The 13031-nt window shown below is 71.0% G+C and carries 15 protein-coding genes; 8 read left to right on the top strand and 7 right to left on the bottom strand.

The window, feature by feature from the left end; translation table 11 throughout:
* Positions 1 to 3 precede the first annotated feature (3 nt).
* Complete coding sequence (locus tag ID804_RS05515; protein ID WP_169077983.1) at positions 4 to 606, bottom strand: DUF1788 domain-containing protein; 603 nt, start codon at positions 604 to 606, stop codon at positions 4 to 6.
* On the bottom strand, positions 603 to 1220 hold the full coding sequence (locus ID804_RS05510) for a DUF1819 family protein (RefSeq protein WP_317451185.1): 618 nt from the start codon (positions 1218 to 1220) through the stop codon (positions 603 to 605). The genes ID804_RS05515 and ID804_RS05510 overlap by 4 nt, the downstream gene beginning before the upstream one ends.
* A gap of 570 nt (positions 1221 to 1790) precedes the next feature.
* Here ID804_RS05510 and ID804_RS05505 point away from each other — a divergent pair.
* The 3 genes from ID804_RS05505 (at position 1791) to ID804_RS05495 (ending at position 2966) form a co-directional block, all read left to right on the top strand.
* Complete coding sequence (locus tag ID804_RS05505) at positions 1791 to 2282, top strand: DUF2510 domain-containing protein (RefSeq protein WP_169077981.1); 492 nt, start codon at positions 1791 to 1793, stop codon at positions 2280 to 2282.
* Between the two features lie 80 nt (positions 2283 to 2362).
* Positions 2363 to 2614, top strand: a complete 252-nt coding sequence (locus ID804_RS05500) for a DUF2510 domain-containing protein (RefSeq protein WP_211161026.1) — start codon at positions 2363 to 2365, stop codon at positions 2612 to 2614.
* Between the two features lie 145 nt (positions 2615 to 2759).
* The gene (locus ID804_RS05495) at positions 2760 to 2966 is read left to right on the top strand and encodes a dodecin family protein (RefSeq protein ID WP_169077980.1); all 207 of its coding nucleotides are present in this window, start codon (positions 2760 to 2762) and stop codon (positions 2964 to 2966) included.
* A 175-nt stretch (positions 2967 to 3141) separates the two neighbouring features.
* Here the strand turns inward: ID804_RS05495 and ID804_RS05490 are convergent, their stop codons facing one another.
* Positions 3142 to 3960, bottom strand: coding sequence for a hypothetical protein (locus ID804_RS05490; RefSeq protein WP_169077979.1), 819 nt, complete (start codon positions 3958 to 3960; stop codon positions 3142 to 3144).
* A 189-nt stretch (positions 3961 to 4149) separates the two neighbouring features.
* Positions 4150 to 4932 (bottom strand): DarT ssDNA thymidine ADP-ribosyltransferase family protein, encoded by a 783-nt coding sequence (locus ID804_RS05485; protein WP_169077978.1) that lies wholly within the window; start codon positions 4930 to 4932, stop codon positions 4150 to 4152.
* A 237-nt stretch (positions 4933 to 5169) separates the two neighbouring features.
* Between ID804_RS05485 and ID804_RS05480 the strand changes: the two genes are divergently transcribed.
* The 4 genes from ID804_RS05480 (at position 5170) to ID804_RS05465 (ending at position 8657) form a co-directional block, all read left to right on the top strand.
* Positions 5170 to 5727 (top strand): hypothetical protein, encoded by a 558-nt coding sequence (locus tag ID804_RS05480; protein ID WP_169077977.1) that lies wholly within the window; start codon positions 5170 to 5172, stop codon positions 5725 to 5727.
* A 383-nt stretch (positions 5728 to 6110) separates the two neighbouring features.
* Complete coding sequence (locus ID804_RS05475; protein ID WP_169077976.1) at positions 6111 to 6554, top strand: PKD domain-containing protein; 444 nt, start codon at positions 6111 to 6113, stop codon at positions 6552 to 6554.
* 205 nt (positions 6555 to 6759) lie between these two features.
* Positions 6760 to 7755 (top strand): PfkB family carbohydrate kinase, encoded by a 996-nt coding sequence (locus ID804_RS05470; protein WP_169077975.1) that lies wholly within the window; start codon positions 6760 to 6762, stop codon positions 7753 to 7755.
* Positions 7756 to 7820: 65 nt separating this feature from the next.
* On the top strand, positions 7821 to 8657 hold the full coding sequence (locus ID804_RS05465; protein ID WP_169077974.1) for a DUF429 domain-containing protein: 837 nt from the start codon (positions 7821 to 7823) through the stop codon (positions 8655 to 8657).
* Here the strand turns inward: ID804_RS05465 and ID804_RS05460 are convergent.
* From ID804_RS05460 to ID804_RS05450, 3 genes are all read right to left on the bottom strand, one after another.
* Positions 8654 to 9097, bottom strand: a complete 444-nt coding sequence (locus ID804_RS05460; RefSeq protein ID WP_169077973.1) for a hypothetical protein — start codon at positions 9095 to 9097, stop codon at positions 8654 to 8656. The two genes, ID804_RS05465 and ID804_RS05460, sit on opposite strands and share 4 nt — an antisense overlap.
* 56 nt (positions 9098 to 9153) lie before the next feature.
* Positions 9154 to 9609, bottom strand: coding sequence for a hypothetical protein (locus ID804_RS05455; protein WP_169077972.1), 456 nt, complete (start codon positions 9607 to 9609; stop codon positions 9154 to 9156).
* Between the two features lie 167 nt (positions 9610 to 9776).
* Entirely contained in the window at positions 9777 to 10706 is a 930-nt protein-coding gene (locus ID804_RS05450; RefSeq protein WP_169077971.1) for a DnaJ domain-containing protein, read from the bottom strand.
* 88 nt (positions 10707 to 10794) lie between these two features.
* Between ID804_RS05450 and ID804_RS05445 the strand changes: the two genes are divergently transcribed.
* Complete coding sequence (locus ID804_RS05445; protein ID WP_169077970.1) at positions 10795 to 13026, top strand: S9 family peptidase; 2232 nt, start codon at positions 10795 to 10797, stop codon at positions 13024 to 13026.
* Positions 13027 to 13031: the final 5 nt, after the last annotated feature.

Here is a 13031-nt window from a genome sequence, read left to right as displayed (position 1 = left end):
CGGTCACGGTTCCTGTTCCAGGATGTTTTTGGCGCGGTAGTACTGGTCGTCGTGCTGAGTTCCGAATAGCTCCAGCGAGGATCCCAAAGTCTCGGATTGCTTGTACTGGCCGGGGAAGAACATGAGCATCGGCTTCCCAATGACCACGCTCTGCAGGTTGTTCAGCACGTTGTGCGACCGGATGTACGGGAAGACCTCACCGATGCCGGTGAGGAAGAAGATGTCGAATTCTCCGTCGGCGATCTTCGCGGCGATAGCCGGGGCCAGGTGCTGCTGCGGGTTGAGCATTGAGCGCAGCAACTCGGTGAACTCGGCCTTGGCGACCGTCGGCTCGATCTCCAGGACCTCGTCCCAGTCGCCGCGCTCCTTGAGGATCTCCACCGACAGGTCGTAGAGGTTGACCTCGCGGACTTGGACGCCCTTCTCGGTCGCGAGCCGGGTCTTGATGCGCTTCTTCGCCTTCGCCACGTCGAGCGCGTGCTCGGGTGGGTACGGGTAGATGAAGAAGGGCACCTCGTTGCTCAGCCCCTCCATGTTGAGGAACCGCCTGCCGCTGAGCACCGCGAACAGGTGCTCCTCCTGCCGATTGAGTTCGCCTGGCGTCATCGTGCACCGCCCTGAGTTGTCGGGAAGAACCGCAAGTCGCTGGGCTCACGCGCATCGAGCAGGTCGGCTACGCGCTCGGAAAGGACCGCGGCCACGATATGGCCTCCTGGCGAAACCAGCTCCGCATCCGTCAGCATCTTGAACACGTTCGACCGCAGCTTCTGCATTGTCGAATCCTTGACGCTGGACAGTTCCTCGTGCCAGAGCGACTTGCCGCGAACGAACCCGTCAAACTCGTCGTATCCGATCGTCGATGCGAGCACGAGGAAGCGCTCACGGACGACTTCCTCGGCGAACTCACCGATCAGCGCGTATCGACGGCAGGCCGCCGCCCACATCAGGTAGCCCCGCTCCGACGGTGTCGCGTCTGCGAGCACCTCGATCTCCGAGTCCGAGAGCGCCGAGAGACGCTTGACCGTCTCCCGGACCATAAGAACAGCCGTGCGAAAAGTGCGGGCCTGCAAGGTGTTGTTAGCGACGGCTCGATCTCGCACGGCTTCCCATTCGCCCAGTTCCAGATAGGACGGCGCGAGGGCCGCCGCCTCGCGAGCTAGGAGCGCACCCGTAGTAAACGAAAGCACGTAGCGAGACGATTCCGCTGGAATCCTGCTCACGGGCGACTCCTCTGGCATTTTGCAAGTTGGTCAGGATGAGAGGACCCTCCCACAGCACAATTCTGTGGCCGACGGTGGTCAGCTTTCGTCCTCCTCACCGTCAGAATCAGCTTGGCTCCGTCCACTGCGACGTAACCACCTGTTGAACCCGCCGCGCGCGCTTTTCCGAGAGAGACCAGTTATGTGCGCGGTTCCATCGTCTGGTGCTATCCATCTGTAGACCGCGTCCTTCCTCCCGCCAAGATGGTCCGCTGCGCCTACAGCAGGCATCGAGAGTTCCTTCCTCAGCTCTCCACGCGGGTTCTGCCGCTCCCGTCTCACCCTACATATGGAGGGACTAGCAAGAATCGGTCCCACTCCGACTTTTGCGGGAATGCTGGCGGGAGGCCCGCATAAGGCGGGCAACACCGGGAGAGTGCGCGTAGCCCTTTAGCAGCAGCCGACCGCTTGGCTGCGATCACCTCACAACCCTCAGCTCTTGCCCGCGAGCCTGCGCGGCCGCATCATGAAGCGACCTCACCGCGATCGACCCGACGCCCGCAGCGCTCCCCCGACCCCGAGGAACACCCGATGACCCTCACCCCCGCCGACCCCGACTACGGCCAGACCGCCCCGCCCGAGGGCTGGTTCCCCGACCCGACCGAGCCCGGCGTCGAGCGCCGCTGGAACGGCACCGCCTGGACCGACGAGACCCGCCCGAGCCCGCGAGCCCAGCTGGCCGACCCCGCGCAGCTGGCGAGCCCCGAGCAGGTCGAGCAGGCCATCCTCAGCGCCGAGGCATTCACCGAGCTCGTCGACCTCGCTTCCCCCGCGCCGCCCACCGGCTCGGTGCCGCTGCTGTCGGTGGCGACCGCCCCGAAACGGATGCGCGGCCCCCGCCGCCTCGTCGGCGGCCTGTCACTGCTGCTCACCCTGCTGGGCATCGCGGCCCTCGTCGCCGGCGCCTACGGGCTCATCGGAGTGCTAGCGCTCGAGCAGACACTCGCCCTCGCGCTCGCCATCGGCGGCGGCGCGCTGCTGCTCGCCGGCTTCGGCGCCGGCGCGATCCGCACGCGGCGCTGACGCAGCGACACGAGCGCGAGCACAGGCCCCCCGAACGGGGGTCACAGAGAACGGCAAGGCGCGTCACGCATGATGGCCGGGTGAGCGAGATCACCATCATTCAGCCGCGTGCGGGATGGTTCGCCGACCCCACCATTCCCGGTCAGGAGCGCTGGTGGGACGGCGCCGAGTGGACCAGCCGCACCCGCCCCGCACCCCGCACCGCCCCGATGGTTCCTGAGCCGCAGCCGGCGAGCCCCGAGCAGATCGCCCGCGCCATCGAGAGCGCCGAGGCCTACACCGAGCTGCTCGACCTCGACGCCCCCGACGCGACGACGCGCCTCGCCAGCTGACGGCCGAAGAGACGAACAGCCGCGCACGCTAACCCCGCGCGACTCCCCCGCGCCACCCCCTCGCACGGCCGCGAAGCCGGGCGTTGACTGTCTCCTCCATCCGCACACTGCGGCAGAGCATCCGCTACCGAATTGGAGGACCGCCATGTCATCGGTCGCCCGCGTCACCACCATCACCGCGCGCAGCGAGACCAGCTTCGAGGACGCGATCCGCGTCGGCATCGAGCGCGCCAGCAGCACCCTGCGCAACGTCGAAGGTGCCTGGGTGAAGGAGCAGAAGGTCGCCGTCAGCGGCAGCGGCGTCACCGCCTGGCACGTCACCCTCGAGGTGACGTTCGTGCTCGACGACTGAGCGCGCCCGCGCGCATCGACGCGACTGCCCACGAGACTGCCCGTCGGCCGACCCGAAGGTCGACGGTCAGCACGACGCCCGACGAGAGGCTCCTCTCGTCGGGCGTCGGCGTCTGCGCGGTGCGGCGGTCAGCAGCGCGGATGCACCGCGCGCGCCACTCGAACCAAGACGTGTCTCAGCCGAACGGCAGCGGTGACGGCGCTGAGGCCGCCTTGCCCCAGTCGATGTCGCTCGCCAGCTGGTCGACGAGCTCGGTGAAGGCCGCGCCGTGCTCGCTGTTGGCCTCCATGAGCATCGAGAACACCTGGTTGGCGCCGGTCTGCGAACTGAAGCCGTCGAAGTCGGCCACGTCGAGCGGCATGCGGGCGGCGACCGCGGCGAGGGCGGTGTCGAAGTACTGCTGCATGATCTCGCGCTCGTCGACGCGCTCCTGGATGATGCGTCCGCCGAACCGGCTCAGCCCGGTCAGGCCGAAGCTCTGCCACAGGATGAAGCCGTGCCGGTCATCCCACGCCTCGGGCCACGCCTTCGCGACGGCGCCCCAGTAGTAGGAGACGAGGCGGGTGACCAGGCGGGCGCCCTGCTCCAGCTGCAGCTGCGAGACCGAGTGCGGCCCGCCCTCGATGGCGGCGAGCACGACGCCGGGGTCGAAGCACTGCTGCTCGACGCGCGGCATCTCGCGCAGCGTGATCGACACGATCGCCTTCAGCGCGCTGAAGGTGATGGGCTCGACGGCGCCGGCCCTCTTGGCCGACTTGGCGCTCGTGACATGCACCTTGCCGTCGAAGACGCCGCCGGGCTTCACGAGGTCGAGGGCGATCCACTCGGCGCGGCCTAGCGAGCTGTGCAGCAGCTCGGCGTCGTCGGGTCGTGGCTCTGCGGTCACGACGCTGAGGTACGGCGGAACAGCCGCCGGCGCGTCGGGCGACGCCAGGGTCGGGCGGGCCAGGCCCGCGAGATCGGTGCGCGGGGGCGCGGGCATGAAATCGGGCATGATGCATCCCATCGGGGGTGTCCGTCGAGTTCTCGGAGGGGTGGTTCGGGTGCCGAGAACGGGACTGGGTGCGGGTATTCGGGTGTGAGCCCTCACGGGGGTACGCGAAAGCTTCTCGCCATCATGCACCCACGAGGCGGTCTCCGATACCCCGCGTGTGGGTGACACGCCGAGGATGCTCCGCCGAAGCTACGCGATCGGCGTCGGCACGAACCACGGCGGGTAGACGGCCACCTTCGCTCCGAGCCCCGCGTCGGCCAGCGCCCGCTTCACGTCGTCGCGGCGCTTGTCGTTCGCGACGGCGACGAGCGCGACCGCCTCGAGCGGCACCGTGCCGGGAATGAGAGCCTCGGCAGCCTGCATGACGGTCTCGTCGAGGGCGGCGCGGGCGAGCATCCGCTTCGCCGCGTCGCCGGGGCCGCCGATCGCGGTCGGCAGAGCCGCCGCGTCGCCGTCGGTGACGATGAGCCGGTCGGAGACGGAGGCGATGTCGATGCCGAGCACGACGAAGTCGACGGCGAGGGCGCGTCGGGCGGCGTCGCTCCAGGTGGGGCCGGCCGCGCCGTCCTGCACCTGCGCCCACCAGGTCGCCTTCGGGGTGAGCGAGAACGCGACGCAGTCGAGCACGGATGCGTCTGACGCGGCCTGCGCCGTCGCCCGCAGCTCGTGCGTGATCTCGCTCGCGAGCACGACCTCAGGCTCGACACCGTCAGCGTTGCTCGGCCGCAGCTCACCGGCCGCGAGGATGGCCGGCAGGTTGCGCACGTGCGTGACGTGGAAGATGCGCTTGGGCAGGTTCGCGGCGCGCGGCTCAGGGGCGGTGCGGCCGGTCGTCGAGCCAGCCGGGGGCGTGCGCAGGCTCGTGCGGGCGGGCTTCGCGACGCGCTTGACGGGGGCGGGCTTCTCCGGCTCCGGAGCGGGGAAGCAGGTGGCGCACATGCCGGGCTCGAATCCGTGGATGCACTCGTCCATGTACTGCTCTCAATCCGTTGCGTGTCGCTCGCGTCGTGTACGTCGTCTGCGTGAGGTGTCGTCTGGGCTGCTGCCCGTCGAGCTCGTGGCCCAACCCGTTAACGGTACGCGCGTTCGCGGCGTGATCTGACCGCGGTGAGGGGCCGCCGCTCCTCCCCTGTTCCGGGTGGAGTGCCGTGTCGGCTCGCGTTGTGGAGAAGCACCGAACCCGACGAAAGCTCTGCCTACTGTGTGCGGGTGACATCGCGATTGCTGCCCCTCGCCCTCGTGCTCGCCGCCTCGGCAATCCTCGTCAGTGGATGCTCACCCGAGGCCGCGGTGCCCTCCGCGCCTCCCAGCGCCGAGGCCGAGCCGTTGTTCGCGAGCGACGAGGAAGCGCTCGAGGCGGCGGAGGCCGCGTTCGAGGAGTACCTCGACGTGGCCTTTGCGGTCTTCAGCAACCCGGCGGATGGTGCAGAGTCGCTGAGGAGCGTCGCCGTCGGTGACGTACTCGAAACCGACACCGAGCGCGCCGCGAGGTACGCCGCCGAGGGACTTCGGCAAGCCAGTCGACCCGCCACGATTGAGACGCGCTTGCAGCAATACGCTCCGTCGGCGGGGATCGACGAGGTCATCACCTACGCGTGCATCGATGCGCTTTCGTTCGAACTGGTCGACCAAAGTGGCGAGTCCCTCTCTGATCCGAATCGTGCGAAGAGAATCGTGGTCGAGAACTCGTTCATCGAGATCGACGGCTCGCAACTGCGGCTCATGGAGTCACAGGTCTGGAGCGAAGGCGACACATGCGAGTTTTGACCGTGCTCGCACTCACCGCGGCAGTCGCCTTTGGATCTCCGGCCGTTAGCGCTGCCGCCGCGTCGGGACTCGACGATTTGTGGGGCCACTCCGAACAAGACGAAGTACAGGTGGGCGGCGCGGTTTCAACAGACGGAAACTCGAACGCCAGCTCAACCCCCGATCCCAGCACCGAGCGGACGATCGCGTGGACTCCGCCGCCTGGGATCCCCCCGTGGGTCACTCCGGTCGAACGCTGCGTCCCGAACCCCGAGAACACGGCCACCGTCGACTGCGTCGGAGCCCGGCCCGGCGCACCCGCCGCTCCCCCGCCCGCCGACGCACCCGCCGGCACCCCCGGCATCACCATTCGCGACGTCGCGAGCTTCCGACCCGAGCTCGCCGTGCTCCGCTCCGAGCCCGACGGCTGGGCGGTCCGCGGACTCGACGCGAACATCCTCGCCACCGGGGGCAGCAGCATCCGCACCGGCGAGCTCTTCGGCATCACCGCCGAGGTCCGCTTCACCCCCGTCGCCTACACCTTCGACTACGGCGACGGCACAGCCCCCCTCAACACCGCCACCCCCGGCGCCACGTGGGAGGCCCTCGGTCTCGCCGAGTTCGACCCCACCGCCACTAGCCACGTCTACGACAGCGCCGGCACCTACACCGTCACCCTGCTCGTCGACTACGCCGCCGAATATCGCGTCGGCGACGGCGACTACATCCCCATCCCCGGCACCCTCGCGATCCCGTCGACGCCCATCCAGATCGTCGTCGCCGACAGCGCCACCACCGCCCTCGTCGAGCGCAGCTGCCGCGCCGACCCCAGCGGCCCCGGCTGCTGAACTGCACCCCCGCACATCACCGCCGAAACTGAGCTGCCGACTCAGCGGCGCCCCAGCCTTGTCCCCCAAACTGTCCCCCAAAGGGCGGACACCCCCAATGCGGGGGTGAAAGCTCTTCACCATCTGGATGGCACGCAATTCGCGAGCTATCGTCGCAGCATCAGCCGCTGGGGGGCGGCCGCACACCGAAGGGGGAGGTGCACTGATGGACACCCGACGTCACCCGACGCCATCACGAACCCGCGCACTCGTCGTCGGCGAGTCACTCACCGACATCATCCGACCCGCCGACCCGACGCAGCCCACCGTCGAGATGCCCGGCGGCAGCCCCATGAACGTCAGCATCGGCCTCGCCCGCCAGGGCGTCGACGTGCAGTTCTACACCGAGCTCGGCGCCGACCGCGCCGGCGACCGCATCGAAGAGCGCCTCGTGCACGAAGGCGTCGACCTGCTCACCGGCCCCCGCAACGGCTGCACGGCCATCGCCTACGCCGCTGTACGCCCCGACGGCTCCGCCGACTACCGCTTCGACCTCGAGTGGAGTCTGCCCCACGGCATCCCGCAGCACTCCCCCGTCGACGTCGTGCACGTCGGGTCGCTCGCCGCCGCGATCGAACCCGTCGCCGGCGCCATCGAGAGCCTCATGCGCAGCGCACGCGCAGCATCCACCGTCTCGTACGACCCCAACATCCGGCCCGCCTTCGAACGAGACCTCGGTCTCGCCCGCCTGCGCGTCGAACGGCAGGCCCGCCTCGCCGACATCGTCAAAGCCAGCGACGAAGACCTCGCCCACCTCTTCGGCGCCGAACCCGTCGACAGCATTGCCCAGCGCTGGATCGACGCCGGCGCCGCCCTCGTCGTCATCACGCGCGCCCACCGCGGGATGCTGCTCATCACCCGCACGGCACGCATCGACCTGCCCGGCCGCCACGCCGGCATCGTCGACACCATCGGCGCCGGCGACGCGACCACCGCCGGGCTGCTCGCCGGGCTCGGCACGCTCGGGCTGCTCGGCGCCGACCAGCGCGAACACCTGCGCACCATCGAACCGCGCACCCTCCGCGCCGTCGGCGAGTGGGCGCAGCAGACTGCCCTGCTCACCATCCAGCGCGCCGGGGCCGAACCGCCCACCTCCGCCGAGACCCGCGACGCCCTGCGCGACGCCACCAGCGCACGAGCGCTCGCCGGCGCCGCCACCTGACCGCAACCCGCCTGCCGGCGCGCGACCCCGCCCGCACGCCGAGCGGCGCCGTCTAGCCTCGACTCGTGGCCCGCTACCTCGGCATCGACCTCGCCTGGGGCCTCGGCCTGCCACACCCCGTGATCGGCAGGGTCAAGAAGCCGAACGAGACCGGCCTGTGCCTGCTCGCTGCCGACGGCACGATCCTCGACGCGGGGTGGGCGCGCGGCGTCGACGCCGTCGCCGCCTGGGTCGCCGAGCACGAGCGGCCCGGTGACGTCATCGCCATCGACGCGCCGCTCATCGTCGCGAACCCGACCGGCATGCGGGCCGCCGAGCGCGAGGTCGGATCCCGCTACGGCCGCTGGAAGGTCGCCGCCAACGCGAGCAACCAGGGCAGCGCGGCGCGTGCCGGGCAGCTGCTGCTCGCCGCGCTCGAGCCCCGAGGCATCCGCTACACCGACGGCAGGTGGCCGCCGCCCGCGGGGGTCACCGTCGCGTTCGAGTGCTACCCGTACACGACGCTCGTCGGCGCGCACGAGTTCGGTTACGAGGTCGAGCGGCCGCGGTACAAGCGGCTCATCCCCGGGCTGCCGGCCGCTGAGGCGAAGAAGCTGCGCGCGACTGTCTGCGACGAGCTGCTGACCCGGATGACCGCGCTCGAGCGCACGACCCCGGCGCTGAAGCTGGGCTCGCACAAGGTGACGAAGACGCTGCTCACGGAGAAGAGCCCGGCAGCAGCATCCGCGTACAAGCATCGCGAAGATCTGCTCGACGCGACCCTGTGCGCCTGGACGGCCGCCCTCTGGCACCAGCACGGCCCCGAGCGCACGCAGGTGCTCGGGGCCGAGACGGGCGAGGTGGATGCCCGGGGCCGGCGGGCGACGATCGTCGCACCCGCGCGCCCCGAGCAGCGCCGCTAGCTCTCGCTCGGGTTGCCGCGCTCGTACTGCTGCAGCGAGGCCGCGAGCTCGTCGAGGTGGTGGTCATCCACGGCGATGCGCGACTGCTCGAAGCGCTGCGCGAGCAGCTCGCGAGCCGAGCGGGCGTGCCCCTGCTCGAGATCCTGCCTGGTCTGGGCGACGATGCCGGCGATCTTCTGCTCGTCGGTGGCGTCGAGCGCGCCATCCTCGATCGGCTCGGTCTGGATGCGCTCGCCCGGCTTCGACGGGTAGCGCACGGCGGCGTCGCGCTCGGCGCCGCTCGCGGCCTCGGTCAGTCGGCCGCGCGAGTCGTCCGGCACGATCGCGCCGCCCTCGGGCGACTCGACGAACTGACCCGAGCCGCTGCCGGCGGGCGGGGCACCCTCGACGTCGCGCGGGTCGAGGTGGTGGGGCGAGTTCTCATTCGGCTGCCATGTCATGCCTCGACCCTGGCCCGACAACCGGCGCGAGCCCTGGATGTTTCCCCACAGCGCGGTCAGGAGACGGTCGGGCGACTCCCAGGAGCAGCCTCTGAGGCGGCCGACGCAGCCTCCGCCGACTCCGCGGCCTCCTCCGCCTCGCGCTCTTCGCGCTCGCGCCGCGCCCGGTCGACGTCGCGCAGCGACTCCGCGAGCCGCGCCACCTCGTCGTCGTCGAGCGCGATGCGGCTGGCCTTGAGCCGCTCACGCAGCAGGGCCTCCGCCTCGAGGTGGTGCCCGCGCCCCAGGTCGAAGCGCATCTGATCCATGAGCCCGGCGATCTTGTCGCGGTCGCGGGCCGAGAGGGCGCCGTCGAGCACCGGGATCTCCTGCGTCGTGGGCTCGAACCGCGGCTTCGGCTGCAGCGCCCACGGGCCCTGCTTGAGGGTCTTCGTCACCGTGCCGGGCGGGGGCGCAGCATCCGTCGCCCACAGCCGTCGCACCGGACCACTCGACTTCGACTTCCAGGTCATCGCCGCCACCCTTCACTGGGTGCGCAACCCGCCACCGACCCGATCATGTCGGCGACGGGCTGCGCGTGCAGAGAGCGTGCGCCCGCAGCTCGGGAGGCGACTGCGACCCGCCCGCGTGTTCACTGGCCATCAGTGCCCAAAAAGCTGGGAACCGTGAACGGAGCGGCTCAGACGAAGCGGATGCTCGCCTGCAGTCGCGTGCGCACCTCGAACAGGTCGGTGCCGCCGACGCCCACGCCGGGCAGCCCGGTGCGGATCAGGTTGACCAGCCGCGAGCGCTCCACGAGCATCCCCTGCGCCCCGCGCACGCTGCCGAGCTCGGTGAGCGAGGCGGGTGCCTGCGAATCCTCCACGACGATGACGAGACCGGAGAACTTCACCTTCGCCTGCCGTGCGATCGCCTTCGCGCGGATGCCCAGCTGATGCAGCGGGCGCTCCCCCGCCGCGAGCCCCTCGCCGATGAGGTCGCCGCGCTTAACCTTCACGGGCCCGCCCCAGTCCTCGCTCAGCACCGCCCACAGCCCGGTCGGGCCGAGCACGATGTGGTCGACCTTGTCGTCGGGAGCCGGGCCGGCGACGACGTCGTGCCAGATGGTGAAGCCGATGCCGAGCGTCGCGAGCGCCGTCGCCGTGCGCTCCTCGGCGACGGCCGCGGCGAGCGTGTGGCGGATCTCGCGCGGCGCGCTGCGCACCAGCCGGGCATCGTACGGGTCGTCCAGGGGCGCGCCGCGGCCCACCCACTCGCGCATCATCGCCAGGTACCGCTCGCGGTAGAAACCGCCGGGATGCCCGTGCGACTTCGCGTTCGGCCGCGAGTCTCCGCGCCGTGCGCCGGCACCGCTGCTCGCGCCGCCCGCGCTCCAGGTCGCCCCGCCGGCCCCCGCCTCACGGCCGGAGTCGTAGGCCGACCGCGCGGCCGGCGTGCCGACCCGCTGCCAGGCCTGCTGCACGCGCTCGAACTCGGCGCTCGAGCCGCCCGTGTCGGGGTGCGCCTCCCGGAGGCGCCGGCGGTAGGCGCGCTTGAGGTCGTCGTCGCTCACGGTCGGCGCCACGCCGAGAACCTCGTACGGGTTCGCAGCGAGCGGGGATTCCGACATAGTGGCTCGAGCCTATCCAGCGCTGGCGCGGAAACTGCCGGGAGCCCCGCGCGGCGGCGGCGTCAGCACCGCCACCTAGGGTGGCAGGGTGACTGAGACCCCCGCGCAGCCCGCCCCGAGCATCCCCGCCGCCCCGCCCGTCGCGAAGCGCGTGCCGCACCGTCGCGAGCACCACGGCGACGTCGTCATCGACCCCTACGAGTGGCTGCGCGACAAGCAGAGCGAGGAGGTGCTGCAGCACCTGCGCGCCGAGAACGCGTACGCCGACGCCCGCATGGCGCACCTGCAGCCGCTGCGCGAGCGCATCGTCGCCGAGATCAAGGGGCGCGTGCGCGAGACCGACATGGGCATCCCGGTGCGCGAGGGCGACTGGTGGTACTACGGCCGCACCGTCGAGGGGCTGCAGTACGCGATCCAGTGCCGCGTGCCGGCCGCGCCGATCGACCCGGCGAACCCCGCCGACCCGGCCGTCTGGACGCCCCCGCCGCCGCTCGACGACCCCGCGCAGCCGCGCGAGGGCGAGCAGGTCATCCTCGACGCGAACGTCGAAGCCGAGGGGCACGAGTTCTTCAGCCTCGGCTCGCTCGACCTCACCCCCGACGGCCGGTTCATGCTCTACGCCACCGACGTCGAGGGCGACGAGCGGTACACGCTGCGCATCCGCGACCTCGTCACCGGCGAGAACCTGCCCGACGTCATCGACGAGACCGCGGCGGGCGCGTTCTTCTCCCCCGACGGCCGCTTCGTCTTCTACTGCACCGTCGACGACAGCTGGCGGCCCGACACCGTGTGGCGGCACGAGGTCGGCGGCACCGGCGACGACGTGCAGGTCTTCCACGAGCCGAACGAGGCGTTCTGGGTCGGGGCGGGGCTGACGCGCTCGATGCGGTTCCTGCTCATCGAGTCGTCGAGCTCGATCACCTCGGAGGTGCGGTACCTCGACGCTCACGACCCCGAAGGAGAGTTCACGGTCGTGCGGCCGCGCGTCGAGGGCGTCGAGTACGACGTCGAGCACGCCGTCATCGACGGCCGCGACCTGTGGCTCATCACCCACAACGACGCGGCCCCCGACTTCCAGATCGATGCGGTGCCGATCGGGGCGGATGCTGCGCTCGAGCCGCCCGTGACGCTCGTGCCGCACGTGGCCGGCCGGCGAGTCGAGGGCGTCGACGCGTTCGAGCGCTTCCTCGTGCTCGACACCCGCCGCGAGGGGCTGCCCCGCACGGCGATCGCGCGGCTCGCGCCGGGCATCCGCGAGCACGACCTGACGTTCACCGAGCTGCAGGTCGGCGAGGGGCTCATCTCGATCGGTGCGAGCGGCAACCCCGAGTGGCGGCAGCCGATGCTGCGGGTCGGGTGGACGAGCTTCATCGAGCCGGCGACCGTCGCGAACCACGTCGTAGAGACGGGCGAGTTCATCGTGCTCAAGCGGCAGCCGGTGCTCGGCGGGTACGACCCGGCCGACTACGCCGAGCGGCGCGACTGGGCGGTGGCCGACGACGGCACGCGCATCCCCCTGTCGCTCGTCTGGAAGCGCGGACTCGCGCCGGCGCTCGACGGGGCGGGCGGGGGCGACGGCGGCGGCGCCAGCGCCTCGCTCGAGCCGAGCCCGCTGCTGCTGTACGGCTACGGCTCGTACGAGGCGAGCATGGACCCGGGCTTTTCGATCCCGCGCCTGTCGCTGCTCGACCGCGGCGTGGTCTTCGCGATCGCACACGTGCGCGGCGGCGGCGAGCTGGGCCGCGCCTGGTACGAGCAGGGCAAGCTCGCGCGCAAGACGAACACCTTCACCGACTTCGTCGCGAGCGCCCGGCACCTCGTCGAGGCGGGCATCACCGCGCCCGACCGGCTCGTCGCCGAGGGCGGCAGCGCCGGCGGCCTGCTCATGGGCGCCGTCGCGAACCTCGCGCCGGAGCTCTTCGCGGGCATCCTCGCCGACGTGCCCTTCGTCGACCCGCTCACCTCGATCCTCATGCCCGAGCTGCCGCTCACCGTCATCGAGTGGGACGAGTGGGGCGACCCGCTGCACGATGCGGAGGTGTACGCATACATCAAGGGCTACGCGCCGTACGAGAACGTGCGCGAGCAGCCGTACCCGCGCATCCTCGCCGTCACTTCGCTCAACGACACCCGCGTGCTCTACGTCGAGCCCGCGAAGTGGGTCGCACGGCTGCGCGAGGTCGGCGCCGACGTGCTGCTGCGCTGCGAGATGGAGGCCGGGCACGGCGGCGTCTCGGGCCGGTACAGCGCCTGGAACCAGCGCGCGATCGAGCTCGCATGGATGCTCGACGTGCTCGGGCGGGCCGACACCGCCCCGTAGGGCGC

The organism is Microcella alkalica (assembly GCF_014595885.1).
GTDB lineage: Bacteria > Actinomycetota > Actinomycetes > Actinomycetales > Microbacteriaceae > Microcella > Microcella alkaliphila_B.
This window is presented reverse-complemented; position numbering and strand designations above follow the sequence as displayed.

Excerpts from the sequence above, each read along its gene's own strand:
- ID804_RS05515 (WP_169077983.1), bottom strand. The coding sequence starts at position 606 with ATGACGCCAGGCGAACTCAATCGGCAGGAGGAGCACCTGTTCGCGGTG.
- ID804_RS05495 (WP_169077980.1), top strand. The coding sequence starts at position 2,760 with ATGTCATCGGTCGCCCGCGTCACCACCATCACCGCGCGCAGCGAGACC.
- ID804_RS05505 (WP_169077981.1), top strand. The coding sequence starts at position 1,791 with ATGACCCTCACCCCCGCCGACCCCGACTACGGCCAGACCGCCCCGCCC.
- ID804_RS05470 (WP_169077975.1), top strand. The coding sequence starts at position 6,760 with ATGGACACCCGACGTCACCCGACGCCATCACGAACCCGCGCACTCGTC.
- ID804_RS05460 (WP_169077973.1), bottom strand. The coding sequence starts at position 9,097 with ATGACATGGCAGCCGAATGAGAACTCGCCCCACCACCTCGACCCGCGC.
- ID804_RS05490 (WP_169077979.1), bottom strand. The coding sequence starts at position 3,960 with ATGCCCGATTTCATGCCCGCGCCCCCGCGCACCGATCTCGCGGGCCTG.
- ID804_RS05455 (WP_169077972.1), bottom strand. The coding sequence starts at position 9,609 with ATGACCTGGAAGTCGAAGTCGAGTGGTCCGGTGCGACGGCTGTGGGCG.
- ID804_RS05450 (WP_169077971.1), bottom strand. The coding sequence starts at position 10,706 with ATGTCGGAATCCCCGCTCGCTGCGAACCCGTACGAGGTTCTCGGCGTG.
- ID804_RS05485 (WP_169077978.1), bottom strand. The coding sequence starts at position 4,932 with ATGGACGAGTGCATCCACGGATTCGAGCCCGGCATGTGCGCCACCTGC.